We start from the raw sequence: 24,170 nt of genomic DNA, 5'->3' as shown, positions 1-24,170 counted from the left end.
GTAGCGAGTCCTGGGTGTGGAGGAAGGCGAGCAGTGTCGACGCGGATCTGCTCCGCGAGGGCGAGGCCGTCTTCGAGGAGATGCGCTCCGAGCTCGAATCGCAGGTCGGCGCCGGCGCGCTCGCCGACGCCGAGGATGTGCTGCGGGCACTGGTCGGCGAGAACGTCATCCGCCTGCACGCCCCCGGCTGGTCGGGCGGCGAGGCCGGCAGCGACGCGGACTGACGCACGGGGCGCCCGGCTCGACTGGGACAGACTCCCAGTCGACAGCGGCCGCGACGCGCCCATACTCTGTCGCCCGAAGCACGTGCCGTCGCCTGGGTCGGTGTGCCCGGGGAAGCGCGCCCGTCCGTCGGCGCAGGGGAGACGACATGAGCGCATCGACGACCGGCCGCCGACGACTGGCGGGCATGGCCGCGCTCGTCACCGTGGCAGCAGTGCTGCTGGCGGCGGCGAGCCCCGCGGCGGCGGCGACCGGCACGCCTCCGACGTCGATGACCCCCCAGCTGCACGACGCCATCGAGGCGCGGATCGCCGACTTCCAGGCGCAGGTCGGTGCGCCGGGCATCGCGGTCGCGGTCGTCATGCCGGGGGCCGACGGTGCCGGGCCCGAGGTCACGCGGTTCGTCACGGGCACCCCGACGGTGGGGTCCGGGCTCTCGGTCGAGCCCACGACGCAGTTCGAGATCGGGTCGGAGACCAAGGTGTTCACCACCGACCTGCTGGCGTCGCTCCTCGCCGAGGGCAGGGTGTCGCTCGACGATCCCGTGCAGAAGTACGCCCCCGCGGGGACCACCGTCCCGGTGTGGACCGACTCCGACACGGGCGAAGTGACGCAGATCACCCTCCGCGACCTGGCCACGCACCAGGCCGGGCTGCCCGACTCGGCGTTCAACTACTGGACGCCCTGCGAGGGACAGCCCGACGGCTGCAACCCGCAGCCGGACTACACGAGGGAGCTGCTCTGGAAGGGTCTGGCCGGCACGCAGCTGCTCTGGCAGCCAGGCACGAACTGGCTCTACTCCAACTTCGGATTCGGCCTGCTCGGCACGATCCTGGCGGATCTCGTCCAGCCGCCGACAGGCTCAGAGCGTCCCGCGTACGAGGCCGTGATCAAGGACACGTTCGTCGACGCCCTCGGCATGACCTCGACGACGCTCGGCACGGGCCCCCGGATCGCGACGCCCTATGGGAGCGACGGCTCGGTCAGCTACTACTGGGACGACACCAACGCGTTGGCCGGTGAGGGCGGTCTCGTCTCCGACCTCGAGGACATGACCACCTGGACCGAGGCGCACCTCGGCTACCTCCCGGCGGATGCGCCCCAGGCCGTGCAGACCATGAAGGACACCCTGCAGCCGCAGAGCACCATCACGACCACCTGCTCGGACGACGACCCCACCAGTTGCGCGGCCGTCCCCGCCTTCCAGATGGGCCTCGCCTGGCAGCTCTACTCCGCCGGGACGAACGGCATCGACACCCCCTGGGCCTACAAGAACGGCGGTACGGCGGGTTTCAGCACCGACACCACCCTGGCGCCCGAACGCGGCCTCGGCGTCACCACGATGTGGAACATCCAGCGCGCCACGGGGTCGGACCCGGAGCTGGGCATCGAGCTGCTGAAGCTGATCATGCAGCACGAGGACAGGCCGGTCCCGGCAGAGAACCCCGGTGGCGACCACCACAAGCCCGCCCTGGCCGAGACCGGATCGGGCGACATCGCCCTGCCGACGCTGCTCGGGCTGTCGCTGCTCGTCGCCGGCGCAGTGCTCGTGCTGCGGCGCACCGGCCGGGTGTCCTCCCGGGGATGACCCGGACGGGGGTGGCGACAACGCCGCGCGGATGAGGGAGCATTCCTGTCGGGGACGACGGGGAGAGGCGCGATGCGACGGAGGACGTTCATCGCCGCGCTGCTGAGCGCGGGGGTCGGCGCGTCCGCTGCTGCCGCCTTCGCCCGCTACCGGTCACCGCTCGTCACCGACGGCGAGGGCATCCCCCGCGCTGCGGCCGTCGTCACCCCGACGCCCACTCCGACCCCGCCTGCTCCGAGTCCCACCCCGACCCCCACCCCGGCTCCTCCCGTCTCGACGAACCCCCTCGCCGCGCCAGTGCCGTTGCCCGGCGGCGCGATCAGCGCCCTGCCGGATGGCACGGGCGCGATGGCCTGGACCGTCGACGACGGCCTGGACGGTGAGGTGGTGCGCCGCTACGTCGAGTTCGCGAAGGCGACGGGGACGCGTCTGACCTTCTTCGTCACCGGGAGCTACCCCGCTTGGGCGCAGAACGCGGCTCTGCTGACGCCGCTCGTGGCCTCGGGGCAGATCCAGCTCGGGAATCACACGTGGACGCATCCGGACCTCACGTCGCTGTCCGACGCCGGAGTGGTCGACGAACTGCAGCGCAACCACGACTTCCTCACGAGCACGTTCGGCGTCGATCCGCGGCCGTACTTCCGGCCGCCGTACGGCTTCCATGACGGCCGCGTCGACCGCCTCGCCGCCTCCATCGGATACACCAGCCCTGTCCTCTGGTACGGCTCGCTCTCGGACTCGTCGCTGCTCACCGACCAGCAGGTGATCGACTTCGCCACGCAGTGGTTCCTGCCCGATCACATCGTGATCGGGCACCTCAACTTCCTCCCCGTCACCGAGGTCTTCCCGCAGCTCACGACCATCCTCGTGGAGCGCGGCCTCCCCACGGTCACGCTCCATGACGTCTTCGAGTCCTGACGGGAGGCGCTCGCGCTCAGTGCTGAGCGGCGATGGCGCCGAGCGGCGAGATCACGCGACCCGAGATCAGCCACCGCCCGTCGTGCCGGACGACGGAGTCGTCGTACACGACACCGTGGGTCGCGCCGTCGTGCATGATCATCAGCGCCTTCGACCGGGCCGTGGCCGTGTCGTCGTCGATCTCGGTGATCACGGTGTTGGTCACGAAGTGCGCCAGAGGTGCGTGCCCCGAGGCGGCCAGCTGCGCGGTCGCGGTCTTCAGGGCGTCGAGCCCGTGGAAGACCCCCATCCCCGAGCTGCTCATGTCGTACGTCGCGTCCGAGGTGAAGACGTCGACGAGCTGGTCGAGGTCGTTCTCGTCGACAGCGAACGCGAGGCGGGCGAGCGTGTCGGCGATCTGCTGGTGATCGAGTGCGGTGATCATATCTCTCCTCTGTTTGGTACTGAGTACCATAACAGACTGAGTGCTGTTCGGGACCAGGATCGCGCGAGCGGTACACTCGATCCGTGGCGGCCCGACCTTCTGACAGCGCGGAATCCCCGCTGTCCCTGGTCGAACGCAAGCAGCGCGCTGCGCGGGCTCGAATCGTCGAGGCGGCCGACGCCCTGTTCGACGAGCGCGGCTTCGACGCGGTGTCGGTGACCGACATCGCGGAGCGCGCCGAGGTGGGACGCACCACGTTCTTCCGCCTCTTCGGCGACAAGACGGAGGTCGTCTTCGCGAGGGAGCAGGCGGTCCACGAGGCGGTCCGGAGCGCGACCACCGGCTCGTGGGCGGCCGGCCGGCCGATCGACACCCTCGGCGGTGCCCTGCGCGCGCTCGAACCGATCGTGCTCGAGGCCTGCAGGCAGGCCACCGCCGATCGCGCCGCCTTCCGGCGCCACACACGCCTCCTCGAAGCGCACGAGGAGCTCGGCGCGCGCGACGCGCTGAAGAACCAGGCCATCGCCTCCGAGCTCGCGTCCGCGCTCGTCGCGCAGGGCGCCGCTCGCGAGACCGCCACCCTGGCCGCCCAGCTCGCCGTGGCCTGCTACACCGGCGGACGCCTCCTCGCCGGCGCCCGCGGCGACATCGTCGCCCAGACGCGGGCCGCCTTCCGGCAGGCCCTGCAGATGGGGCCCATCGACGCAGACGCCTGAAGCGCTGAGTGGTCCGCGGAGGGCCATGGTCGAGCCAGGGCCACGACCGGCGGACGTCGCGACCGTAGCCTCTCGATCGACCTGATCGAGAGGAGCGTCCGTGCTGTTCCTCCCCGGCGCCGCCCGCACGCCCGGAGGCTTCCCGCCGACCGCGGCGACGCTCCTGCGTCTCCGCGACCTCGGCCCGCTCAAGCTCACGCAGGTGCGGGCGCCCACCTGCCATGGTGACTCCGCGAGGGCGTACGTGGATCCGGGCGACGCCTTCGTGTTCGCCTTCGTGGCCGGGGGCGCCGTCGAGATCGCCGGATCCGCCGACCGGCGGGTGATCCGTGCGGGGGAGCTCGGCGTGACGTACACGCCTCGGCTCGAGGGGATGCGGATGACGTCGGACTTCCAGGCCCTGTCACTGCGCATCGACCACGCCGCGATGCCCCTGTCGAGCCCGGAGATCGACGCGCTCGAGAGCCGGCCGTTCTCGATCGAGGAGAGCGTTCCGCGCCTGCTTGCGACGATGACGGCACAGCTCCTCTCCGCCGAGCGCGTCCTCGGGAAGGCCTCGGAGGCCGCCTTCGTCCAATCCGTCGTCGACCTCGCGACCGGGTTCACCGATGACCTGCTCCGGTACGACTCGGATCCCGAAGCGGACCGCCGGAGCCTGGTCGCGGAGGCGCGGCGCCGCATCCGCCTCCGATTGGCCTGCGTGACGTTCGGCCCGGGGGCGCTGGCAGACGATCTCGGGGTCTCGGTGCGCACGCTCCACAAAGCCTTCGAGCGGGAGGCGGAGACCGTCGCCGCCGCCATCCTGGACGCGCGGCTCGCCCGCGCGAAGGTGCTGCTCGGCCGCAGCGGGTACCAGCTCTCGATCGAGGCCGTCGCGCAGCGCTGCGGCTTCGCCTCCGCGTCGGCTTTCAGCCGCGCGTTCAGCCGTACCCTCGGGGTCTCGCCCCGTGACTGGCGGCGGGCCTCCGAGCCGCTGCTGGAGCGCATCCGCTCGTGACCCTGCGTGCCGCAGCGCATGTCCCGTGGCGCAGCTCGCGTGACACGGCTCTCGGGCCGGCCGGAGCATCGTGTCGCTCCCCGCGATCGCGGAGGGTGACCGACCCAGGCGAGAGGAACGACCGATGACCATCCAGAAGGACTCCGCGCACAAGGATCCGAGCACCGCCGAGAAGACGCCCGTGATGAGAGAGGTGCCGATCGGGATCGACGCGACGGGCGAACGCACCGAGTTCGACAGCATGGGGACCGTCGACGTGCCCGCCGACCGGTACTGGGTGGGGTGCCCAGACGCAGCGGTCGCTGCAGCACTTCTCGATCGGGAACGATCACATGCCGAAGGAGGTCTACCACGCCTACGGGTACGTGAAGAAGGCGGCGGCGCTGGTGAACCAGGCCGCGGGGCGACTGCCCGAGTGGAAGGCGGCCCCGATCATCCGGGCCGCAGAGGAGACGATCGCGGGGAAGCTCGACGGGCACTTCCCGCTCTACGTGTGGCAGACCGGGTCGGGCACGCAGTCGAACATGAACGTCAACGAGGTGCTCTCCAACCGGGCGATCCAGCTCCTCGGCGGCACGCTCGGCACCCAGCAGCCTGTGGGGCCGAACGACGACGTGAACATGGGGCAGTCGAGCAACGACACGTTCCCCACCGCGATGCACATCGCGGCGATCCTCGAGATCGACGACCGACTCCTTCCCCGGGTGACCGAGCTCGCGGATGAGCTGGAGCGCAAGGCGATCCAGTGGATGGACGTGGTGAAGATCGGCCGCACCCACCTCGAGGACGCCGTGCCCCTCACCGTCGGCCAGGAATGGTCGGGATGGGCGGCGCAGATCCGCTCCTGCATCGCCGAGATCGAGCACAGCCGCGAGGGACTCCTGAAGCTCGCCGCGGGCGGGACCGCTGTGGGCACGGGGCTGAACGCACCGGAGGGGTTCAGCACCGAGATCGCGCTGACGATCGCCGAGCTGACGGGCAAGGAGTTCGTGACGGCCCCGAACAAGTTCGAGGCGCAGGGTTCGCTCGACGCGATCGTCCGCGCCCACGCAGGCCTCCGCAGCCTCGCCGTGGCATTGATGAAGATCGCCAACGACATGCGCTGGCTCGCCTCCGGCCCCCGGACCGGGTTCGCGGAGCTCGTGCTGCCCTCGAACGAGCCCGGATCCTCGATCATGCCCGGCAAGGTGAACCCCACCCAGTGCGAGGCGATGGTGATGATCTCCATCCAGGTGCTGGGGGATGACGCCGGAGTCGCGTTCGCCGGATCGCAGGGCAACTTCGAGCTGAACGCGATGCGCCCGATCATCATCAACAACGTCCTGCACTCGGCTCGGATCCTCGGCGACGGGATCGAGAAGTTCCTCACCTACTCGGTCAAGGGCACCGAGCTGAACGAGAAGAAGATCGCCTCCTACGTGGGCGAGAGCCTGATGCTGGTCACCGCCCTGAGCCCGGTGATCGGGTATCAGAACTCGGCACACATCGCCGAGGCGGCCCTCGCGAACGACCAGACCCTCCGCGAGGCGGCGATCGCGTCGGGGAAGGTCACCGCGGAGCAGTTCGACCAGATCGTCGTTCCTGGCTCTCTCGTCGGGCACGGTGTCGAGGGGGCCTGACCCGATGGACCGCGACACCCCGCAGGGCGCGACGCCCTCCTCCTCGGCGGCAGCGGCCGGCACCGCTGCCGCCGAGGAGCGGTTCGTCGCCGACGCGCTCGCCGTCCTCCACGCCGACGGCGCCGAGTCGCACCGCACCCGGGCCCGTGCGCGGCAGCTGGCGGCGGCACTCGAACGCCCCGTGTCGATCGACCTCGGGTGGAGCCGGTCGACGATCACGGTCGGGGAGCCCGGTGCCGCAGCCGACCCGGATGCCGGCACCGCGCTGGTGAGGCGGGCGTCGCCGTCATCCGTGGCCATGAACCGCGTGCTCGCCGTCGACCGTGCGATCGACGGGATCAGCGACAGGAGCCTCACGCTCAAGGCGGCCGGCGCGGCCGTGCGGCGCGCCGCGGCGCTGCCGCCGGCGAACCTGCTGATCTTCACCGCGGCGTGCGTGGTCGGTGCCTGCTGCCTGGCGGTCATCTTCGGTGTGAGCCGGTGGGAGCCGCTCGTGGTCACCGCCGTCTCGGCGGGGATCGGGGCGGTCCTGCGTCGAGGACTCGCGGCGTGGGGCGCATCGAACTTCTGGCAGGTGGGTCTCGCGGCTCTCGTGGCCGGCGTGCTCGGGTCGATCGCCGTCGACGTCGGGTTCAGCTCCGACCTCCGCCTGGCCGTGGTGTGCCCCTGCATGATCCTGGTCCCCGGCCCGCACATCCTGAACGGATCGTTCGACCTGGCCGGGCTGCGCATCCCGCTGGGGCTCAGCCGGCTCACGTTCGCGATGATCACGCTCCTGTCGATCGGGGCGGGACTGATCGTCGGACTGGCCGCGGGGGGCGCCGACCTCGTCGCGGATCCGGCCGGACGGGAGATCCCCGTGCTGCTCGACGGGGTCGCCGCGGGCGTGGTGGCGGTCTGCTACGGCATCTTCTACTCGGCGCCTCTGCGCATCCTGTTCTGGCCGCTTCTCGTCGGGGCGGCCGTCCACGCCTTCCGCTGGGTCGCGCTCACGGTCTGGGGGTGGGAGTCGTGGCTCGCGGCCGGCCTCGCGTGCCTCGTCGCGGGGGCCGTGCTCATCCCCGTGTCGACGCGGTTCCGCGTGCCGTTCGCTGCGGTGGGCTTCGCCTCGGTGGTCTCGCTCATGCCCGGCGTGGTGATCTTCCGGGCGCTGGACGGCCTGGCGACGCTCTCGACCACCACGGGCGCGGATGCCGCGCAGCTGCTCGTGCAGACCGTCGACGACGCGAACGTGGCGTGGCTCACGATCTTCGCGATGACGATCGGCCTCCTCGTCCCGGTGTCGTTCTACGCCCATCTCGAGAAGCGGAGGGTGCGCACATGACCGCGCCGGCCGCCGTCGACTCGGGCCGGTCGCTCCGCCCGCTCCTCATCGCGACAGGGCTGAGCGGAATCGCCGGCATCACGGACGTGACCAGCTGGCTGCTCCTCGGCGGCTTCTTCTCGGCGCACGTGACGGGCAACGTGGTGGTGCTCGCGGCCGACGCCGTGGACGGCCGCGCGCCAGGCGTGGCGAGCTTGCTCGCCATCCCCGTGTTCGTCGCCGTGGCGGCGATCGCCACTCTCGTCACGGGGCGGATGGGCGGCGATGATCGCCGACGGACGTCGGTGCTCCTGGGCGCGCAGGCCGTGCTGCTCGCGGCCGCCGCGGTGCTCTCGTTCACGACATCCGCCTCCGACGACCCCGCGGCGCCGCTCGCGGTCGTCATCGGGCTGTGCGCGGTGGCGGCCATGGCCGCGCAGAACACCTACCTGCACCTGGTGCACGGGATGTCGTTCACGACAGCCGTGATGACGGGGAACCTGGTCACGGCGACGGTGTCGGGCATCACGAGCCTGCGCGATCCGTCCGACCTGGCGAGCCGTCGACGCTGGAACGACACCTGGCCGATCGTGGCCGGGTTCATCGTGGGCTGCCTGGTGGGCGCCGCGGCGGCCGGCCTGCTGTCCGACAGAGCGGCGGTCGTACCCGCCGTGCTCGCGATCGCGCTGCTCGTCGGTGTCGCGCTCCCTCGGCGCACCGGTGTGACCGCACCGGCTTGATAGCCTCGGACCATGGCCCGACGGAGGGAGTTCGACGAGGATGCACTGCTCGAGGCGTGCATCCCGTTGTTCTGGGAGAAGGGGTTCCAGGCGACCTCGATGACCGACGTCGCCGAGACGACGGGTGTCGGCAACGGCAGCATCTACGCCGCCTACGGCTCGAAGGCGGGCCTGTTCCTGGTGGTCCTCGAGCGCTACTGCGCGACCAGGGTCGATCTCGTCCGTGAGGCGATGCGGGGCGAGGGGCCGCTGGTCGACGCGGTGCGCGATCTCTTCGAGTCCGTCGTCGACGACTGCGCGCAGCACCGGCCCAGCTGGGGGTGCCTCATGCTGACGTCGATGGCGGAGCTCGGGCGTCAGTGGCCTGAGGTCGCCGAACTGACGCTGAAGACCATCCGCGAGATGCAGGATGTGGTCGGTGAGCGCCTCCGTCGGGCATCGCCGCATGACTCGGCCTCGTCGCGCCGCGATCTCGCGGCGACCGTCGTGCTGGCCTCGCAGGCGATCCTGCAGGCGAGTCTGCTCGAGCCGGAGCCGACGCGCCTCCGCCGCTTCGCGCTCGCCTCGGTCGAGCGGCTGGCGCCGAGGCTGGCCGCTGCCTGACACGTCCCTCGCGTGAGGCTTCCTCCGGTTGCCCGGAATCGGCTTTTCGTGCAGGATCGGGCGCACGGACCGGTTCTGGAATCCTCGATCCAGCATGATGGTCCTCAGGGAGGGCCACACCGTGAGCGACTCGAACTCATCACTCGGCCAGTACCTCCGTGCGCGGCGTGACGTGCTGCGACCGGAGGATGTGGGGCTCGTCGCCGACGCCGGTCGGCGTGTGAGCGGACTGCGCCGCCAGGAGGTGGCGACCATGGCGGGGATCAGCCCCGACTACTACCTCCGCTTGGAGCAGGGGCGCGATCACCAGCCGTCACCGCAGGTTCTGCTCGCCCTCGGGCGGGCTCTCCAGCTCGATGGCGACGCGACGGCGTACCTCTTCCGTCTCGCCGGGCAGGCGCTCCCTCTGTCGCGCCGACGACTCGGGTCGACGAGAGCTCCCGAACCGGCCGAGACCGTCGATGCCGAGACGATCGACAACGTCACCACCTTCCTCAACCAGTGGACGAACGCTCCGGCGTACGTGCTCGACCGCAACCAGGACGTGCTCGCGGTGAACCCGCTGGGTCGGTCCTTCATCCCCTTCGGGCTCCCGCCGGGGTCCAACATGCTCGAGGCGATGGTCGACGGCGCGCTCGCCGCGACGGAGCGGCAGGAGTACTGGGATCGGGTGGTGCGCGACACCACCGCCGCGCTCCGCTACTACGGCGACCCCGACGATCCGCGGCTGCAGCGCCTCGTCGACACCCTGTCGCAGCGCTCGCGGGTCGTGCGCGACACGTGGGCGAGCCACGAGGCGAAGCCGAAGCGCGGCGGCGTCGCTCCCGCGCTGATCGAGCCGTTCGGCTACATCAACTTCCGATGGCAGACGCTCGAGGTGCCCGGCGGCGGCCAGTTCCTCACCACCTTCTTCGGCGACCCGGGCTCGACCGCGGCCGCCGCGATCGAGTACCTGGCCGCGAAGGTGAAGGTCAGCGAGGAGCTGCAGAAGGCCGGCCCCGACCTGCCGCCGCCGCTCGGCTCCCTCACCGAGACGGATGGGTGACCGCCGCAGGGCCACGACCCCGGCGCCCGACCGGCCTAGCGTGGCGCACATCCCCCTCGAAAGGACCAGCGCCATGACCACTCCCACCATCGTCCTCGTCCACGGCGCCTTCGCCGACGCGGCGAGCTTCGCCCCCGTGACCCGCATCCTGCTCGACCAGGGGTTCACCGTGCGGGTCCCGGCCGTCCCCAACCGGAGCCTCCTCGGCGACTCCGCGTACATCCGCTCGTATGTGGAGCAGCTCGACGGCCCGGTCCTGCTCGCCGGACACTCCTACGGCGGCGCGGTCATCACGGTCGCGGGCGCCGCCGAGAACGTCGTCGGGCTCGTCTACATCGCCGGATACGCGCTGGACGAGGGCGAGAGCCTCGGCCAGCTGCAGGGCGGCTTCCCCGACTCCGACCTCGCCGCGAACCTCGTCTACACGCCGTTCCCGATCGAGGGCGCCGAGCCCGGCACCGACGTCTCGGTGAAGGTGGCGTCGTTCCCCGAGGTCTTCGCGCACGGCGTGGACCGCGCGGACGCGGAGGTGCTGGCCGCGGGACAGCGTCCGCTCGCGGCCGTCGCCTTCAGTGAGGCAGCGCCCGTCGCGGCCTGGAAGACCAAGCCGGGCTGGGGCATCGTGTCGTCGGCCGACCACACCATCAACCCGGATGTGGAGCGCTTCGGCTACCAGCGCGCGGGGCTCAAGTCGGTGATCGAGATCGACGCTCCCCACCTCGTCATGCGGTCTCACCCCGCCGAGGTGGCGAAGGTCATCGCCGACGCGGCGAACGAGCTCGCCTGACCCGTCCCACCCGCACCCCCACCCCGCCGCCTCGAGCCGGAGTCCCGTGACCGCATCCGCATCCGCGCCCTCCTCGCCCACGCGGGCCAACTCTCCGTCGGCGTGGGCGCCGCTCGCCCTCCCGGCGTTCCGGATGCTGTGGATCGCGCAGCTGGGCAGCAACATCGGCACCTGGATGCAGACGGTCGGCGCCCAGTGGTATCTCGTCGAGGCGGCGGCCGGCGCCACGCTCATCGCGCTGGTGCAGACGGCGAGCCTCGCGCCGTCGCTGCTCCTCTCGCTCCCCTCGGGGGTGCTGGCCGACGTGCTCGACCGACGTCGGCTGCTGATCTGGGGATCGGCGGCGAGCGCGGTGCTGGCCGCCGTGCTCACCGCCGTCTCCGCGTTCGGGGCGCTCACGCCGGTGTTCGTGCTGGCCATCACGTTCCTGCTCGGGGTCACATCCACGCTCACGTCGCCCGCGTGGCAGGCGATCCAGCCGGAGCTGGTGCCGCGGGAGCTGATCGGCGCGTCGTCGGCGCTCGGCGGTGCGGCCGTGAACGGAGCGCGGGCGGTCGGCCCGGCGCTCGCGGGAGTGGTGCTGTCGTTCTTCGGAGCGCCGATGGTGTTCGCGCTCAACGCGATCAGCTTCGTGGGCGCGGTCGTCGCGCTGGTGGCCTGGCGGCGCCCGCCGCAGGAGGGCCTCGATGATCGCGAGCGGTTCACCGCGGCGCTCCGCGCCGGTGTGCGGTACGTGGTGTCGGCGCGACTGGTGCGCCGCATCCTGCTGCGATCCGCCCTCTTCGCCGCGCCGGCCGGTGCGCTGTGGGCGCTGCTGCCGCTCACGGCGGAGCGGATGGGTCTCGACTCGACCGGCTACGGACTGCTCCTCGGCGCTCTCGGGGTGGGCGCGGTGCTCGGCATCGTGCTGCTGCCGCTCGTGCGCAAGCGCCTGCACGACTCGCTGGTGCTCGCGCTCAGTGCCACCCTGTTCGGTCTGAGCACGGCAGGCGCGGCGCTGCTGCCGTTCTGGCCGGCGCTCGCGGTGCTGCTGGTGGCGGGCCTGGCGTGGATCGGGACGCTCACCGTGCTCAACGCGAACCTCCAGCTCACCCTCCCGCAGTGGGTGAGGTCGCGGGGAGCTGCCGTCTACATCCTCGTGTTCATGGGGACGATGTCGATCTCGTCGCTGCTCTGGGGCGTCGTCGCGCAGCTGATCGGCGAGCAGTTCGCGCTGCTCGCCGCGGCGGCGCTGCTGATGATCGTCGCGGCGAGCGTCCGCTTCCTCCCGCTGCTGCCGGGGACCGGCGCCATCGACCGCTCCGCCGCCACCTGCTGGGCCACCCCTGCCCTGCAGGTCGAGCCCGAGCCCACCGACGGGCCGGTGCTCGTCGAGGTGGCCTACCGGGTGCCGCCGGAGAAGCTGCCCGATCTCCTCGTCGCCGTCCGGTTGCTGGGCGGCTCGCGTCGTCGCACCGGCGCCTACCGGTGGCGGGTCTACCGCAGCCTCGAGGAGGGCGACGTGGTGCTCGAGAGCTTCCTCGTGCCGTCGTGGAGCGAGTACCGTCGCCAGCGGACGCAGCGCCTCACCGGGCGCGACCGCGAGATGGAACGGGACGTGCGTGCGCTCGTCGACGCCGATCCCACGGAGCGTCACTACCTCGCCGCCGGTTAGCGGCCGTCAGGGATGCGTCCACCCGGCGGCGTCCGATCCCAGCGGCTGCGGCCCGCGATACCAGTGCAGCCGGATGTCGCCGACCGCGACCGGGGGTTCGGTGAGGAGGGCGTCGCCCCAGGCCGTGGCGAACGGCGCTGAGGGCGGGATCGTGGGCTGCACGCCGGACGGCTCTGCGGGCGCCTGTGCGCGGGCATCCTCGAGCAGGCGGGCGGTCCGAGCCAGGGAGAGGCGCAGTCGGGTGCCCACGTGGTGTTCGCGATGGCGATGGATGGCGCGGATCGCGGCGGCCGCGGCGAGCCACCCGGTCGCATAGTCGAGGGCCTGGACGGGGAGCGGGGTGGGCTTCGCCGCGCCGGTGTCGCGCATCCCGGTATCGGCGATGCCCGCGGACATCTGCACGAGGCTGTCGAAGCCGCGGCGGTGGCGCCACGGTCCGGTGTGACCGTAGGCGTCGAGCTGCACGTCGATGACGGTCGGATTCAGCGCGGCGCGGGTGTCTTCGTCGAGCCCGAGCGACTCCATCGCTCCGGGACGGTACCCGTGCACCAGGATGTCGGCCTCGCGCACGAGCCGGTGCAGTCGCTCGCGCCGTGGTGGGTTCCGGGCGTCGAGGCGGGCGGTGCGCTTCCCGGAGGTCACGAGCGGCACGACACCTGGCTCATCCCACTCGGGCGGGTCGATGCGCAGCACGTCGGCCCCCCATCCGGCGAGCGCCTGCGTCGCGGTCGGCCCGGCCAGCACCCGGGTCAGGTCGAGGACGCGGAGACCGGCCAACGGGCGTCCGCTCCTCGGCCGCCGCGTGCCGCTCGCCTGCGCCGAGGGGGCGACGATGTGCGCGAGCGGCTCGCGGGCGATCGCGATGCCCTGCGGGTGGGCGGCCCACTCCTCGGCGCTGCGCATCACGGCAGCGGCGCCGCCCGCCTCGACGAGGGCGCTCTCGAGCTGCCCGGCGGGCAGCGCGGCGACCGCTGTGGCGACCGCGTCGTGGTCCTCGGCGACGCCCAGCACCTGCAGCGCGGCTCATCGGTGGGCGGGGGTGTTGCAGTGCAGCCGGATCCAGCCGTCGGCCGCGCCGTAGTCGCCGGAGATCGGGTCCCACGGTGGCGGCACCTCCCACCCCTGCGGCTGCAGGGGCGACCGGAACCAGATCTCCGCGGCCTCCCGGCTCACGGACACGGCAGGTCGGCGACCGTCTTCGGCCACGAGCCCGCTGACGGCGCTCCCGGCGGCGGCGATCGCCGCCGCCGCGAGGGCCGAGACCGGATAGGGCGACTGCAGCGACTCGCCGCCGCTGATCCGCACCTCTGTCTGGCGGTCGAGATCGAGCGCCGCGGCCATCTGGCCGGAGAGGTACTGCTCGATCCGATTCGGCATGTCAGGTCGGCTCCTCACCGCCGTCCGCCTCGCCGACCTCGCCTGCCAGGGGGCGAAGGAGACGCTGCTCCGCGATCTGGATCTGTCACCCGCGCTCTACGGCGCGATGCTCGTGCTCAGCGAGGAGCCCGACCTCACGGCCGCTGAGATCGCCCGCCGCTGTGGCGTGACGCCCCAGACGATGTCGTCCCTGCTCCAGCGGCTGATCAGGAAGGACGGGGTCGAGCGGGAGGCGCATCCGCAGTGCCGGCACGTCACCACCTGCCGACTGACCGCGCCCGGGCAGACGGTGTTCGGGCAGGCCGACGAGCGGATCCGGCGCCTTGAAGCGCGTCTGCGGAGCACGGTCTCCCCGGCTGAGCTGCGCGCGCTCAAGGACGCTCTGCAGCGTATCGGTGCGGCCGCCGGCGAGCTGGTGGACGAGATCGCGACCGCGCAGGCGGAAGGAGATCGGGCCGCAGCACGAGCGGTCCAGCGACTATCCATAGACTAGCGCTCGGAAAACTCCCAGACTGACATAATTACGGTTATCGGCTCTTCTTCTGAGTGCCTGCTGGGCATTGAGTTTCTACAGAAAGATGGTGCCGAGTTGACGCAGGCCAAGGTCCAAGGGCTCGAAGTAGCGATCACCACCGGGTGCATCGGCTGACCGCTCGATGCACCCGGCCACTCACTTCACGGTCGCCTATGCCGGGCGGCCGGCCTGCTGTCGACCGGTACGATGCGACGTCAGCCTATCCCGACTGGCGCGCAGCAGCGCTCAGTGGAGCAGTCACACGTAGACGCCGGTGCGCACCCGGCTACTGGACGCCCTGCCATATGCCCTGGCGGTAGATGCAGTCATGAAAATCGTCGGGCGGGAGAGCCTTGCTGCATCCGTTGTACGTGCCCGGATCGTCACTGGCGTTTGAGGACAGGAGTGTGGTGCAGCCGATGATCAACCCGACCAGGACGACTGCGATCACTGCGAAGATCAGACAACCTCGACCCGATCGTCTCGATGGAGGCGGCGGCTGGCTTGGGCCCGCGGATGAGAGGCTCGAAGGCTGTTGATTGTCCGCGGGGCGAGCGGCCGGGCGCTCGGAGTACGGGCGCTCGGCCATCTCAGATCGTCTCGATGACGGCAATGATGGAGTACACCAGCGTGGCCTTCGTGATCGAAATACTGACTACCCGCGTGGGCGGGTAATTCTCGAGCTTGGTACGCAACCGATCTAGCGCCAGCTCCGGCGTCTCGCCTGATGACGAGAGAAAGTCCTGCTGCGGAATAAGTGGCATGTGTTCCCCCCGGGTACGAGGATACTGCGGCCCGCATAACGGAGGTTTCAGCGGTTCAAGCACATGGGCCGCAAACACCTGTGTATTGATTCGGAGTGGCCGACTTGGGGCTTCGTGAGTCCAGAGTGGGACTGCGGGTCCCTAATCGGAACCCGAGAACCTGTAAACCTATGCCGTGGTGTCGTGGGGCCGGGCCTCTAGGGCCGGACTGGCTCGAATCTGTCGGAACGCAGGCCCGAAGGGAGGAGAGGGTGCGTATGGGATCTATCTCTCGAAGAGCGGTCCGATCCCGGTTCGTGCCCGTCAGACCGTGATCGACGTAGACATGGTCTGCGCCCGCCGTGATGAGCGCGTCACGTTACGCTGTCGCATCCTGCTTGTCGGTGGATACTCGTGCGTATCCGATGAGGTGAGAAACCACTCTCCCAACTCTCGCAGACCACCCCGTCACCGGAATCCATTCCGGAGGGGTGTTGCGAGAAGCGCCGTTCCGTGGATCTCGACCCGGCGTTGCGTCTATCGCTGGACCATCCCTATCGGAAACCTCACTCACCCGCAAACTCTGGTCGGACCTGAAAGGTGATGAATCCCGAGTTTTCGTAACCGGTAGCAAGTAGGCCGTTCAATTGCTCGGGCCCGAGCATGATTCCGGTGCTCGTGAAGAGCGTGCTCTCGGGGGACGAGATTGGCTCGCCTGGAAACGATCAGATGGCGTCGCCCGCCAGGTGGGTGGAGTAGGTCGCGTCGTGGCCTTGGTCGAGAGCGTCGATCGTCGCGTGGTCCTCCGTATCGAGCTGGAAGTCGAAGACGTCGATGTTCTGAGTGATACGGTCGGGTGACGACGACTTGGGGATCGCGACGAGTCCGAGGTCGAGGTGCCACCGCAGGACGATCTGTCCGACCGATCGGCCGTACTTCGCTGCGATGGAGGCGAGGCGTTCGTCTGCCAGTAGTCCGGTGGCGGGTCCGAGGGGAGACCACGACTCGGTGATGATCCCGTGTTCCGCATTTGTCCGCCGGTAGGCGTCGTGCCGAACGACGGGGTTGACCTCGATCTGGTTGACTGCGGGCGTAACACCCGTCTCCTCGATGATCCGCTCGAGGTGAGCGGGGCGGAAGTTGGAGACGCCGATCGAGCGCGCTCGGCCCTCGTCTCGCAGGGAGACCAGTGCCTTCCAGGTCTCCACGTACCGATCCACCTGCGGCATCGGCCAGTGAATGAGCAATAGGTCGACGTAGTCGGTCCCCAGACGCTGCAGTGAGTCCTCGGCGGCGCGCCGGGTCTCGTCGAAGCCGTGCGAGTCGTTCGGGATCTTCGTCGTGAGGAAGAGCTCCGACCGGTCGACGTCGCTGGAGCGGATGCCCTCTCCCACTCCGCTCTCATTGCCGTAGGCGGCCGCCGTGTCGATGTGTCGGTATCCCATGGCCAGCGCGGTACTGATGACGTCCGGAAGCTCGTCGTCCTTGAGTGGCCACGTGCCGAGTCCGATCTGGGGGATGCGGTGGCCGTCGTTGAGGATGAGGGAGGGGATGCTCACGGTCAGGTCCTGTCTGCTGGGGTGGGTCGATGCGTTACCGGACGCGGAGCATCCTGGTGGCCATCTCGATCAGGTGGGCACGGTACGCCGCGAGCACCTCGGGGTCGACCTCGCGGGCCAACACCATCTCGGTGATCTGAGGGGCCGCGACGAACCAGCTCACGAGCCCGATCAGGCTGAGGACGATGAAGCGCGGGTCGAGACCAGGATCGATCGACCCCGCGTCCTGAGCTGTCGCGACCGCCGTGACCTTGTCGGCGTAGTGCGCCGCCCGCTCCTCGCGGTGCGGTGCCGCGCTGGGAGGGAAGTGGGCGGTCTCGTGCTGGACCAGGCGGAGCACGTCGGGGTTGGCGACCATGAAGTCGAAGAGCTCGCCGATGTAGTCGGGGACGGCATCCGGTCGCAGCTCGACGGCCTCGGCGAGATCGGTGAGGCGCTTCTGCAGCACCTGGGCGAACAGCTCCTCTTTATTGCCGAAGTAGCTGTAGATCAGGGCCTTGTTGCTCTCCGCCATCTCGGCGATCCGGTCGACGCGGGCGCCGGCGATACCGTTGGCGGCGAACTCGTCGATGGCGGCGTCGAAGATGCGCGCCTTGGTCTGCTCCTTGTTGTAGGCCGGCACGATGTCTCCTCTCTCTTCCTCATCGTCGAGGTAGCACAATCCTAACTGACGAGTAATATAACTAACGAGTTGGAAGGATTTTTATGACAGAAGAGACGGGTGCAGCATCCTGGACCCCGCGTCTGCTGGTCCTCGCCGTCGCCGCCGCGGTGGCGGTGAGCGTCATCTACCTCCCGCAGTCGCTTCTGACCGACATGGCCGAGAACCTCGGAGTGCCGGCCGGGACTGCGAGCCTTGTGGCGACGACGGTGCAGGCGGGCTATGCGCTCGGCATCCTGCTGCTCGTGCCGCTGGGGGACCGCATCCAAGTGCGCAAGCAGGTCACGGTGCAGTCGATCATCCTCGCGGGCGCGCTGGTGGCCTCCGCCGTGCTCCCAGAGGTCGTCAGCGTCGCCGTGGGCTTCCTCATTGTGGGTCTCGTGGCCAACATCGCGCAGATCATCATCCCCGCCGCGAACCGGCTCTCGCCCGAGGACCGGCGTGGGTCCACCACCGGCACGCTCGTCGGCGCCCTCCTCATCGGCATCTTCGGCGGGCGCATCCTGGCGAGCCTCCTGGTGGAGGCGATCGGATGGCGCTTCGTCGTCGCGATCTTCGCTGCGCTGGTGCTCGCCGTGCTGCCGTTCCTCCGCCGTTCGCTCGGGGGAGACCTGCCCGTGGAGGGAGCACCTCAGAGCTACGGACGACTCCTGCTCTCGACGCTCGCCCTGGTCAAGCGGAGTCCGGTGCTCGTGCAGTCCGCGATCATGCAGTTCTTCGTCTTCGCGACGTTCAACTCGATCTGGACCGTGATGGTGCTGCACCTCACCGCAGAGCCCTTCGGCTGGAGTGTGCTCGCCGCAGGGCTATTCGGGCTCGTCGGTCTCGCGGCCGGGATCGTCACCCCGTTCGGTGGTCGCTTCATCGACCGCTTCGGGCCCATGCCGGTTGCAGGCGTCTTCCTCGGGCTCCTGCTCGTGTCGACCGTCGCGATGATCTTCGACTCGCAGCTCATCGTGCTGTTCGGCATCACGATGTTCCTCGCCACCTGGGCGAACCAGTCCATCCAATCCGCGAACCAGAACAGGGTGTTGGCGGCCAACCCGGGCGCCTCGGCGCAGGCGAACACGCTCTTCATGTTCTTCGTCTTCCTGGGGGGCTCCGTCGGAGCGCTCCTCGGCCCGATCGCGTTTGCCCACGGCGGCATGGTCCGGGTCGCGGAGGAGGGCGTGGTCTTCATTCTCATCGCCGCCGTCACCTGGGTCATCGCCACGAGGCGGGCACGGCGCACGGCCGCGTACCCGGGCGAAGCGAGGGCAGCAGCATGATCACCACCTCCGACACCGTCACCCTCGACTCCGGCCATCGGATGCCGCTGGTCGGGTTCGGTACCTGGCAGGTCGGCAGGAAGGCCGTCGCCATTGCCGCAGCGGCGGGATACCGTTCGTTCGACACCGCGGCGATGTACGCGAACGAGAAACAGGTCGGGGATGGCTTCCGCGACGCCGGGCTCACGCCTGACGACGTGTTCCTCACCAGCAAGGTCTGGCGGAGCGACATGGGGTACCAGAGCACCCTCCGCTCGTACGCCGCCTCCTGCCGCAACCTGGGCGTCGACGCGCTCGACCTCTTCCTGATCCACTGGCCGCACTCCGACGACCGGGTGATGATCGAGACGTGGCGAGCGATGGAGCACTTGCTGGAGCAGGGCGACGTCGAGTCGATCGGGGTGTCGAACTTCAGCGAGTCGGACCTTGACCTCCTGGCCGCGCACTCCAACGTCGTGCCAGCGGTCAACCAGATCGAGCTGAATCCCCTGAGGCCCCATACCACCTTGCGGGGCGAGAACCAGCGACGCGGCATCGTCACGACCGCCTGGTCGCCACTCGGACAGGGCGGACCGCTCCTTGCCTGTCCCGAGCTGACGTCGATCGCGTCGCAGCACGGGGTCTCCGAGGCTCAGGTCGTCCTGCGGTGGATGCTGCAGAAGCAGATCGTGGCCATCCCCCGCTCGAGCAACCCCCAGAGAATCGCCCAGAACATCGACCTCGACGGGTTCGAGCTGACGGACGCGCAGATCGCGCGCATCGACTCGCTCGCCCGCTGACCGGCCGTCCCCACCACCCCCACCACACGAAAGGCACATCATGAGCACCACCGCGACCATCCTCGTCATAGGAGGAACCTCCGGCGTGGGCCGCGCGATCGCCGAGCAGGCAGCAGCACGCGGCGACGTCGTCATCGTCGCCGGCCGCGACCAGGCCCGCGCCGACGCCGTCGCTCAGGAGATAGGACGCTCGGCCAAGGGTGTCGCCATCGACCTCACCGACATGGAGTCGATCCGCGCTGCCGCCACCACTCTCGGCCCCATCGATCACCTCGTGCTTTCCGCGGCCGCGCTCACCTACGCGCCCTTCGCCGAGCTCTCCGTCGAGGAGGCGCAGGCCGTCTTCGAGAAGTTCTGGGGCTGACTACCGGGCCGCGCAGGTGTTCGGTCTCGCTCTGCCCGAGACGGGCAGCATCACCCTCTTCTCCGGCGTCGCCGCCGACCGGCCCGGCCCGGGCACCGTCGCCGTGACCGCTGTCAACGCCGCGATCGAGGGCCTGAGCCGGTCGCTGGCCGTCGAGCTGGCGCCTGTGCGCGTCAATGCGGTCAGCCCCGGCGTTGTCGACACCGAGGGATGGGCGCACTTGGGCGACGGAGCGGCGGACTTCTTCGAGGAGACCGGGCGCTCGCTGCCCGCCGGCCGCGTCGGCCGACCCGCCGACATCGGCTCGACCGTGCTCCACCTGATCGACAACGGCTACACCACGGCGAGCACCGTGCACGTCGACGGCGGTGCCCGCCTCGTCTGACCCCCACCCAACCTTCTCCCGAAAGGTGACCACCATGACACCCACCACCGAGACCGTGCCAAACCTCACCGCCGGCGCTGCGCAGCGCCTCATCCGCGCCGCCGTCGACGAGGCGGCGCTCGTCGGCAAGCCCTTCTGCATCTCCGTGCTCGACCGGTCGGGCGTGACGCTGTCCTTTCAGCGCCTGCCGGGCGCGCCGCTGCACTCCGAGCGGATCTCGCGCAACAAGGCCTACACCGCGGTCAGCTTCAAGGCCCCCTCCGAGGCGTGGTTCGAACGCGCGAAGCCCTTCGGCGAGTCGGGAGTGGCGATGGTCGCGGCAGCGGTCGACGACCTTGTCCCCATGGCCGGGGGAGTGCCGATCACGGTCGACGGTGAGGTCGTCGGCGCGGTCGGCGTCTCGGGCGGGACCGCGCTCGAGGACAAGCGGGTCGCGGAGGCGGCCATCGCCGCGGTCCTCGAGTCGGAGCGTCAGGCGCCGGATGCGGTCGCCGGCTACTTCGCAGCGCTTCGTGCCAACGACCCCGACGCGTGGGCAAGCGTCTTTGCAGCGGACGCGGTCGGGTACGACCCCGCCGGCACCCCGCCGCTGGTCGGACGCGACGCGTTCCGGACGATGCTGACCGGCTTCCTGCCCACCTGGGGCCGTTTCGACGGCATCCAGGAGGACGAGGTGATCACGGCCGGACCAGTCACATCGGTCCGATGGACCGGAAGCGGTGTGTCCGCCGGCGGCAACCCCGTCCGCTGGTCGGGCATCAACACGTTCTTCCTCGACGACGACGGCCTCATCAGCAGCTTCTACGCCGTCTTCGACGCGGACGAGCTCTCTCGCCAGCTGGCCAACTGACCCTAAGGAGAACAGTCATGCGCACTGACATCGAGTTCGACGCCGACGGCGTCACCCTTCGAGGATGGTTCTACTCGCCGGAATCGTCCACTCCTGCCCCCGCGGTCGTCATGAGCCACGGGTTCGCGGCACTCAAGGAGATGGGCCTGCACGAATACGCCCTCCGGTTCGTCGACGCGGGCCTGGCGGTGCTGGTGTTCGATCATCGAAACTTCGGTGCCAGCGACGGCCAGCCCCGATTCGAGATCGACCCCTGGCAGCAGATGACCGACTACCGCCACGCCGTCTCCTACCTCCAGACCCGACCCGACGTCGATCCGGAGCGGATCGGAGCATGGGGGACGAGCTACTCCGGCGGTCACGTCATCATCCTCGGTGCCCTCGACCGACGGGTGAAGGCCGTCTCCTCCCAGGTGCCGGTGGTCAGCGGCTTCGCCGCCGTCCAGCGCCTCGTGCGTCAAGACCTTCTTCCCGACCAGCGCGCGGCCTGGGAGAAGGACCGACGTGACCGATTCGCAGGAGCCGCGCCCGCGACCATCCCGATCGTCGACCCCGACCCCACGGCCAGCGTCGCCTTCCCGACCGCCGATTCGTACAAGTGGTTCACTAGCGCGGCGCAGAACGCGCCCGCCTGGGAGAACGTCGTGACCGTAGCGAGCCTCGAGAAGCTCACCGAATACGAACCGCGGGCCTACATCGACCGCATCAGCCCGACTCCATTTCTACTCATGGTCGGACAGGACGACACGGTCGCCTCGTCGGACCTGCCGCTCGCGGCGTTCGAACAAGCCCTCGAACCCAAGCAGCTCGAGATCCTGCCCGGCGGTCACTACGACCCCTACGGCGGGACGTCGTTCGAAACCGCGGTCACCACGGCGCGGGACTTCTTCGTCGAGCACCTCGCCGACCGCACCGCGTGAGCGTGACGAGCTGACCGCGGTGGACCCACACCGCGGTCAGCTTGTCCCAGAACGAGCCCGCATTGAGGGTCTGAATGCAGTTCATCATGTAGCTGATGGTCGGGTTCGCGCTCGGGACGAGCTGGCTGTGGATCATCGGGAGCCCCTTTCGTCGTCGTCGCGGTCATCGGATGGGTCTACGAGTACTACCGCGGCTACTTCGCACACTGACGCCCCATCGATCCGGAGGAACCTCATGACTCACACTCGCCCTCGGCCGGTCATCGCCGTCCCGATGGATTGTGGCTGCGGCCCGTGCGAAGCGAACCTGCCCGCCGGCTGGATCCTCACCGGACCCCCGGAGACAGACGACGTCGGTGGCGAGACGGCGTGAGGCATCGCGATGGGTGACGACATGTGGATGCCGGATGTCCCTCCGACGCTCGGTGATGCCCTTTCGTTCCACCTCCAGCCCTATCCCGTCGTCCCCGCCGTCTGTGTCGTCCTCCTGGCGCTCTACGCCCTCGCTGTCGCCTCCGCACGGCGGCAGGGTACGCGTTGGCCGATGAGCAGATCGGTGTGGTGGCTGACGGGGATCGTCTCGATCGCCCTCACGACGGCGACCGCCGTCGACGGCTTCGGGATGGAGTCGTTCGGCATCCACATGCTCCAGCACATGGTGCTGAACATGCTCTCCCCGCTGCTGCTCGTGCTCGGCTGCCCCGTGTCGCTTGTCTTCTGGGCGCTACCCCACGGGGCCGCCTCGAGGATCTTCTCGCGCCGGACCCTCCTGAGGGTGCTGGGCAGTCGGGTGGCCCGTGCCTTGACGCACCCGCTGGTCGTCGGCGCCGCGTTCCTGTTCAGCCTCTACGGCATTTACTTCACCGTGTGGTTCACCCCGCTGATGAACACGGCGGCCGGCCACAACACCATGCTGCTGATGTTCCTCGCGACGGGCTACCTCTACTTCTGGAGCGCACTCGGAGTCGACCTCGGGCCGCGGCGAGTCGGACGCGGTCACCGCGGAAGGCTCTACCTCAACGTAGTCGAGCTCGCGATCCCCATGCCCATCCACTCCTTCTTCGGAGTGGTCGTGATGATGTCGGCCACGGTCATCGTGCCCTTCTTCAGCATGCCGATGTACCCGTGGATCCCGGACGCCCTGGCGGACCAGGGTGCTGCCGGCGGCATCGCGTGGGGCTTCACCGCCGTCCCCACGCTCATCGCGCTCGCCGTCATCCTCGGAGTCGCAGGCAACGCCACGAAGAGCCGAAACCCGGGCCGCTCGGAGGAGCACGAGCTCGAGGAGTACAACGCCTACCTGGCGTCCTGGAACGAAGGAGACCGATGGACGAGGACAGACCCGCAAACCGTGACCCACACCGCGTCCCCTTCACCTGGAGAGAACGGGTAGCGTTCATCGCGGTCCTCGCACTGGTGGCGGCGGAGATCGCCGCTCTGGTCATCTACTGCGCCGCGTCGCTGAGAACCGGAGGAGCATCGTGATCACGGGCGATCTTGACGACTACGAGCGGATCATCATCGAGGGCCGACGGCACAGGGCGGCCGGCGACCTCGAAGCGGCCGTCGCGGAGTTCACTAAGGCCATCGAGCTCGAGCCGACACGAGCGCATGCGCTGTCCAGATCAGTCGCGTTCTGGTACCTCGCGGGTTCCCTCTCGAATTTTGATGACCAGGTCGGCACTCGGGGCACCCTGCAAGGGAATCGCGACGAGCGCCGTGCCGAGCTGAGCCGGGTTCTACCAGCCGGAAACCTCCTACATATCGACTATGGCGGGTCGGGCGCCCTCCTGCTTGCCGGCTGATGACAGGTTGTAACCCCTCGGGCATCTGGGCTCAACGCGGCATCCTTCTCGGCCTTCGTGGATTCCGTCATCGCTGAGGCGGGGGTGGACAAGGACGATTACCTGTCCAGAGGGCGCTCAGGCCTTGTCCGGTCGAAATTTTGCTGGCGCCGGCCCCGTTTGCGAGCTCCATCCCCACTCGTGGTAAGTCGCGAGCACTTTTGCAACTCGAGGTACTTCAACATAGTCTGAATTGCAGTTCATATAGACAAGCTAGCTCGACCCAGCCACAATGGTGTCGCTAGGGCGCATGACCCTCCACCATATAGACCTCAAGGAAGAGGAACAGA

General features: G+C 69.5%; 26 protein-coding genes. 21 read left to right on the top strand and 5 right to left on the bottom strand.

The features are described from left to right. The first annotated feature begins 14 nt into the window (after positions 1-14). From ACFJGV_RS11115 to ACFJGV_RS11105, 3 genes are all read left to right on the top strand, one after another. Positions 15-224 carry a hypothetical protein gene (locus ACFJGV_RS11115; RefSeq protein WP_378143993.1) on the top strand — a complete coding sequence of 70 codons (210 nt, stop codon included), beginning with the start codon at positions 15-17 and terminating at the stop codon, positions 222-224. A 146-nt stretch (positions 225-370) separates the two neighbouring features. Then, entirely contained in the window at positions 371-1,810 is a 1,440-nt protein-coding gene (locus ACFJGV_RS11110; RefSeq protein ID WP_378143991.1) for a serine hydrolase domain-containing protein, read from the top strand. A 72-nt stretch (positions 1,811-1,882) separates the two neighbouring features. Further along, positions 1,883-2,728, top strand: a complete 846-nt coding sequence (locus ACFJGV_RS11105; RefSeq protein WP_378143990.1) for a polysaccharide deacetylase family protein — start codon at positions 1,883-1,885, stop codon at positions 2,726-2,728. A 16-nt stretch (positions 2,729-2,744) separates the two neighbouring features. Here ACFJGV_RS11105 and ACFJGV_RS11100 read toward each other — a convergent pair whose 3' ends face one another. Further along, positions 2,745-3,152, bottom strand: a complete 408-nt coding sequence (locus ACFJGV_RS11100) for a nuclear transport factor 2 family protein (protein WP_378143989.1) — start codon at positions 3,150-3,152, stop codon at positions 2,745-2,747. Between the two features lie 83 nt (positions 3,153-3,235). On the opposite strand from ACFJGV_RS11100, the gene ACFJGV_RS11095 reads away from it, so the two are divergent. The 9 genes from ACFJGV_RS11095 to ACFJGV_RS11055 all read left to right on the top strand — a co-directional run bounded on the left by ACFJGV_RS11095 (position 3,236) and on the right by ACFJGV_RS11055 (position 12,616). Further along, positions 3,236-3,868: a TetR/AcrR family transcriptional regulator gene (locus ACFJGV_RS11095; protein WP_378143988.1), complete on the top strand. Its 633-nt coding sequence runs from the start codon at positions 3,236-3,238 to the stop codon at positions 3,866-3,868. Positions 3,869-3,968: 100 nt separating this feature from the next. Beyond that, positions 3,969-4,865, top strand: coding sequence for a helix-turn-helix transcriptional regulator (locus tag ACFJGV_RS11090; protein ID WP_378143987.1), 897 nt, complete (start codon positions 3,969-3,971; stop codon positions 4,863-4,865). 332 nt (positions 4,866-5,197) lie between these two features. Beyond that, on the top strand, positions 5,198-6,484 hold the full coding sequence (locus tag ACFJGV_RS11085; RefSeq protein WP_378143986.1) for a class II fumarate hydratase: 1,287 nt from the start codon (positions 5,198-5,200) through the stop codon (positions 6,482-6,484). Between the two features lie 4 nt (positions 6,485-6,488). Then, on the top strand, positions 6,489-7,808 hold the full coding sequence (locus ACFJGV_RS11080; protein ID WP_378143985.1) for a threonine/serine exporter ThrE family protein: 1,320 nt from the start codon (positions 6,489-6,491) through the stop codon (positions 7,806-7,808). After that, complete coding sequence (locus ACFJGV_RS11075) at positions 7,805-8,527, top strand: YoaK family protein (RefSeq protein WP_378143984.1); 723 nt, start codon at positions 7,805-7,807, stop codon at positions 8,525-8,527. The genes ACFJGV_RS11080 and ACFJGV_RS11075 overlap by 4 nt, the downstream gene beginning before the upstream one ends. Before the next feature lie 12 nt (positions 8,528-8,539). Then, positions 8,540-9,130 (top strand): TetR/AcrR family transcriptional regulator, encoded by a 591-nt coding sequence (locus tag ACFJGV_RS11070; RefSeq protein ID WP_378143983.1) that lies wholly within the window; start codon positions 8,540-8,542, stop codon positions 9,128-9,130. A 121-nt stretch (positions 9,131-9,251) separates the two neighbouring features. After that, positions 9,252-10,175: a helix-turn-helix transcriptional regulator gene (locus ACFJGV_RS11065; protein WP_378143982.1), complete on the top strand. Its 924-nt coding sequence runs from the start codon at positions 9,252-9,254 to the stop codon at positions 10,173-10,175. A gap of 73 nt (positions 10,176-10,248) precedes the next feature. Further along, entirely contained in the window at positions 10,249-10,962 is a 714-nt protein-coding gene (locus ACFJGV_RS11060; RefSeq protein ID WP_378143981.1) for an alpha/beta hydrolase, read from the top strand. Between the two features lie 46 nt (positions 10,963-11,008). Further along, positions 11,009-12,616 carry an MFS transporter gene (locus tag ACFJGV_RS11055; protein ID WP_378143980.1) on the top strand — a complete coding sequence of 536 codons (1,608 nt, stop codon included), beginning with the start codon at positions 11,009-11,011 and terminating at the stop codon, positions 12,614-12,616. A 6-nt stretch (positions 12,617-12,622) separates the two neighbouring features. Here the strand turns inward: ACFJGV_RS11055 and ACFJGV_RS11050 are convergent, their stop codons facing one another. Together ACFJGV_RS11050 and ACFJGV_RS11045 are read right to left on the bottom strand one after the other, a co-directional pair. Continuing rightward, positions 12,623-13,627, bottom strand: coding sequence for a CoA transferase (locus tag ACFJGV_RS11050; protein ID WP_378143978.1), 1,005 nt, complete (start codon positions 13,625-13,627; stop codon positions 12,623-12,625). A gap of 12 nt (positions 13,628-13,639) precedes the next feature. Then, positions 13,640-13,993 (bottom strand): hypothetical protein, encoded by a 354-nt coding sequence (locus ACFJGV_RS11045; protein ID WP_378143977.1) that lies wholly within the window; start codon positions 13,991-13,993, stop codon positions 13,640-13,642. On the opposite strand from ACFJGV_RS11045, the gene ACFJGV_RS11040 reads away from it, so the two are divergent. Beyond that, positions 13,992-14,486: a MarR family winged helix-turn-helix transcriptional regulator gene (locus ACFJGV_RS11040; RefSeq protein WP_378143976.1), complete on the top strand. Its 495-nt coding sequence runs from the start codon at positions 13,992-13,994 to the stop codon at positions 14,484-14,486. The two genes, ACFJGV_RS11045 and ACFJGV_RS11040, sit on opposite strands and share 2 nt — an antisense overlap. 1,489 nt (positions 14,487-15,975) lie before the next feature. On the opposite strand, the gene ACFJGV_RS11035 is transcribed toward ACFJGV_RS11040, so the two are convergent. Together ACFJGV_RS11035 and ACFJGV_RS11030 are read right to left on the bottom strand one after the other, a co-directional pair. Next, complete coding sequence (locus tag ACFJGV_RS11035; RefSeq protein WP_378143975.1) at positions 15,976-16,809, bottom strand: aldo/keto reductase; 834 nt, start codon at positions 16,807-16,809, stop codon at positions 15,976-15,978. A 34-nt stretch (positions 16,810-16,843) separates the two neighbouring features. Further along, entirely contained in the window at positions 16,844-17,431 is a 588-nt protein-coding gene (locus tag ACFJGV_RS11030) for a TetR family transcriptional regulator (protein ID WP_378143974.1), read from the bottom strand. Between the two features lie 83 nt (positions 17,432-17,514). On the opposite strand from ACFJGV_RS11030, the gene ACFJGV_RS11025 reads away from it, so the two are divergent. The 8 genes from ACFJGV_RS11025 (at position 17,515) to ACFJGV_RS10990 (ending at position 23,841) form a co-directional block, all read left to right on the top strand. Continuing rightward, positions 17,515-18,738: an MFS transporter gene (locus ACFJGV_RS11025; protein ID WP_378143973.1), complete on the top strand. Its 1,224-nt coding sequence runs from the start codon at positions 17,515-17,517 to the stop codon at positions 18,736-18,738. Next, positions 18,735-19,517, top strand: coding sequence for an aldo/keto reductase (locus tag ACFJGV_RS11020; protein ID WP_378143972.1), 783 nt, complete (start codon positions 18,735-18,737; stop codon positions 19,515-19,517). The genes ACFJGV_RS11025 and ACFJGV_RS11020 overlap by 4 nt, the downstream gene beginning before the upstream one ends. 40 nt (positions 19,518-19,557) lie before the next feature. Continuing rightward, entirely contained in the window at positions 19,558-19,881 is a 324-nt protein-coding gene (locus ACFJGV_RS11015; RefSeq protein ID WP_378143971.1) for an SDR family NAD(P)-dependent oxidoreductase, read from the top strand. A 16-nt stretch (positions 19,882-19,897) separates the two neighbouring features. After that, entirely contained in the window at positions 19,898-20,266 is a 369-nt protein-coding gene (locus tag ACFJGV_RS11010) for an SDR family oxidoreductase (RefSeq protein WP_378143970.1), read from the top strand. 34 nt (positions 20,267-20,300) lie between these two features. Next, positions 20,301-21,116 (top strand): heme-binding protein, encoded by an 816-nt coding sequence (locus tag ACFJGV_RS11005; protein WP_378143969.1) that lies wholly within the window; start codon positions 20,301-20,303, stop codon positions 21,114-21,116. A 17-nt stretch (positions 21,117-21,133) separates the two neighbouring features. Beyond that, complete coding sequence (locus ACFJGV_RS11000; protein ID WP_378143968.1) at positions 21,134-22,036, top strand: alpha/beta hydrolase; 903 nt, start codon at positions 21,134-21,136, stop codon at positions 22,034-22,036. A 382-nt stretch (positions 22,037-22,418) separates the two neighbouring features. Continuing rightward, positions 22,419-23,429 carry a cytochrome c oxidase assembly protein gene (locus tag ACFJGV_RS10995; protein WP_378143967.1) on the top strand — a complete coding sequence of 337 codons (1,011 nt, stop codon included), beginning with the start codon at positions 22,419-22,421 and terminating at the stop codon, positions 23,427-23,429. An 88-nt stretch (positions 23,430-23,517) separates the two neighbouring features. After that, the gene (locus ACFJGV_RS10990) at positions 23,518-23,841 is read left to right on the top strand and encodes a hypothetical protein (RefSeq protein WP_378143966.1); all 324 of its coding nucleotides are present in this window, start codon (positions 23,518-23,520) and stop codon (positions 23,839-23,841) included. The last annotated feature ends 329 nt before the right edge of the window (positions 23,842-24,170 follow it).

Source organism: Cnuibacter sp. UC19_7 (genome assembly GCF_042699995.1).
Taxonomy (GTDB): Bacteria; Actinomycetota; Actinomycetes; order Actinomycetales; family Microbacteriaceae; genus Cnuibacter.
Note: the sequence above shows the minus strand (reverse complement) of the source record. Positions and strands in the feature narration are given on the sequence as shown.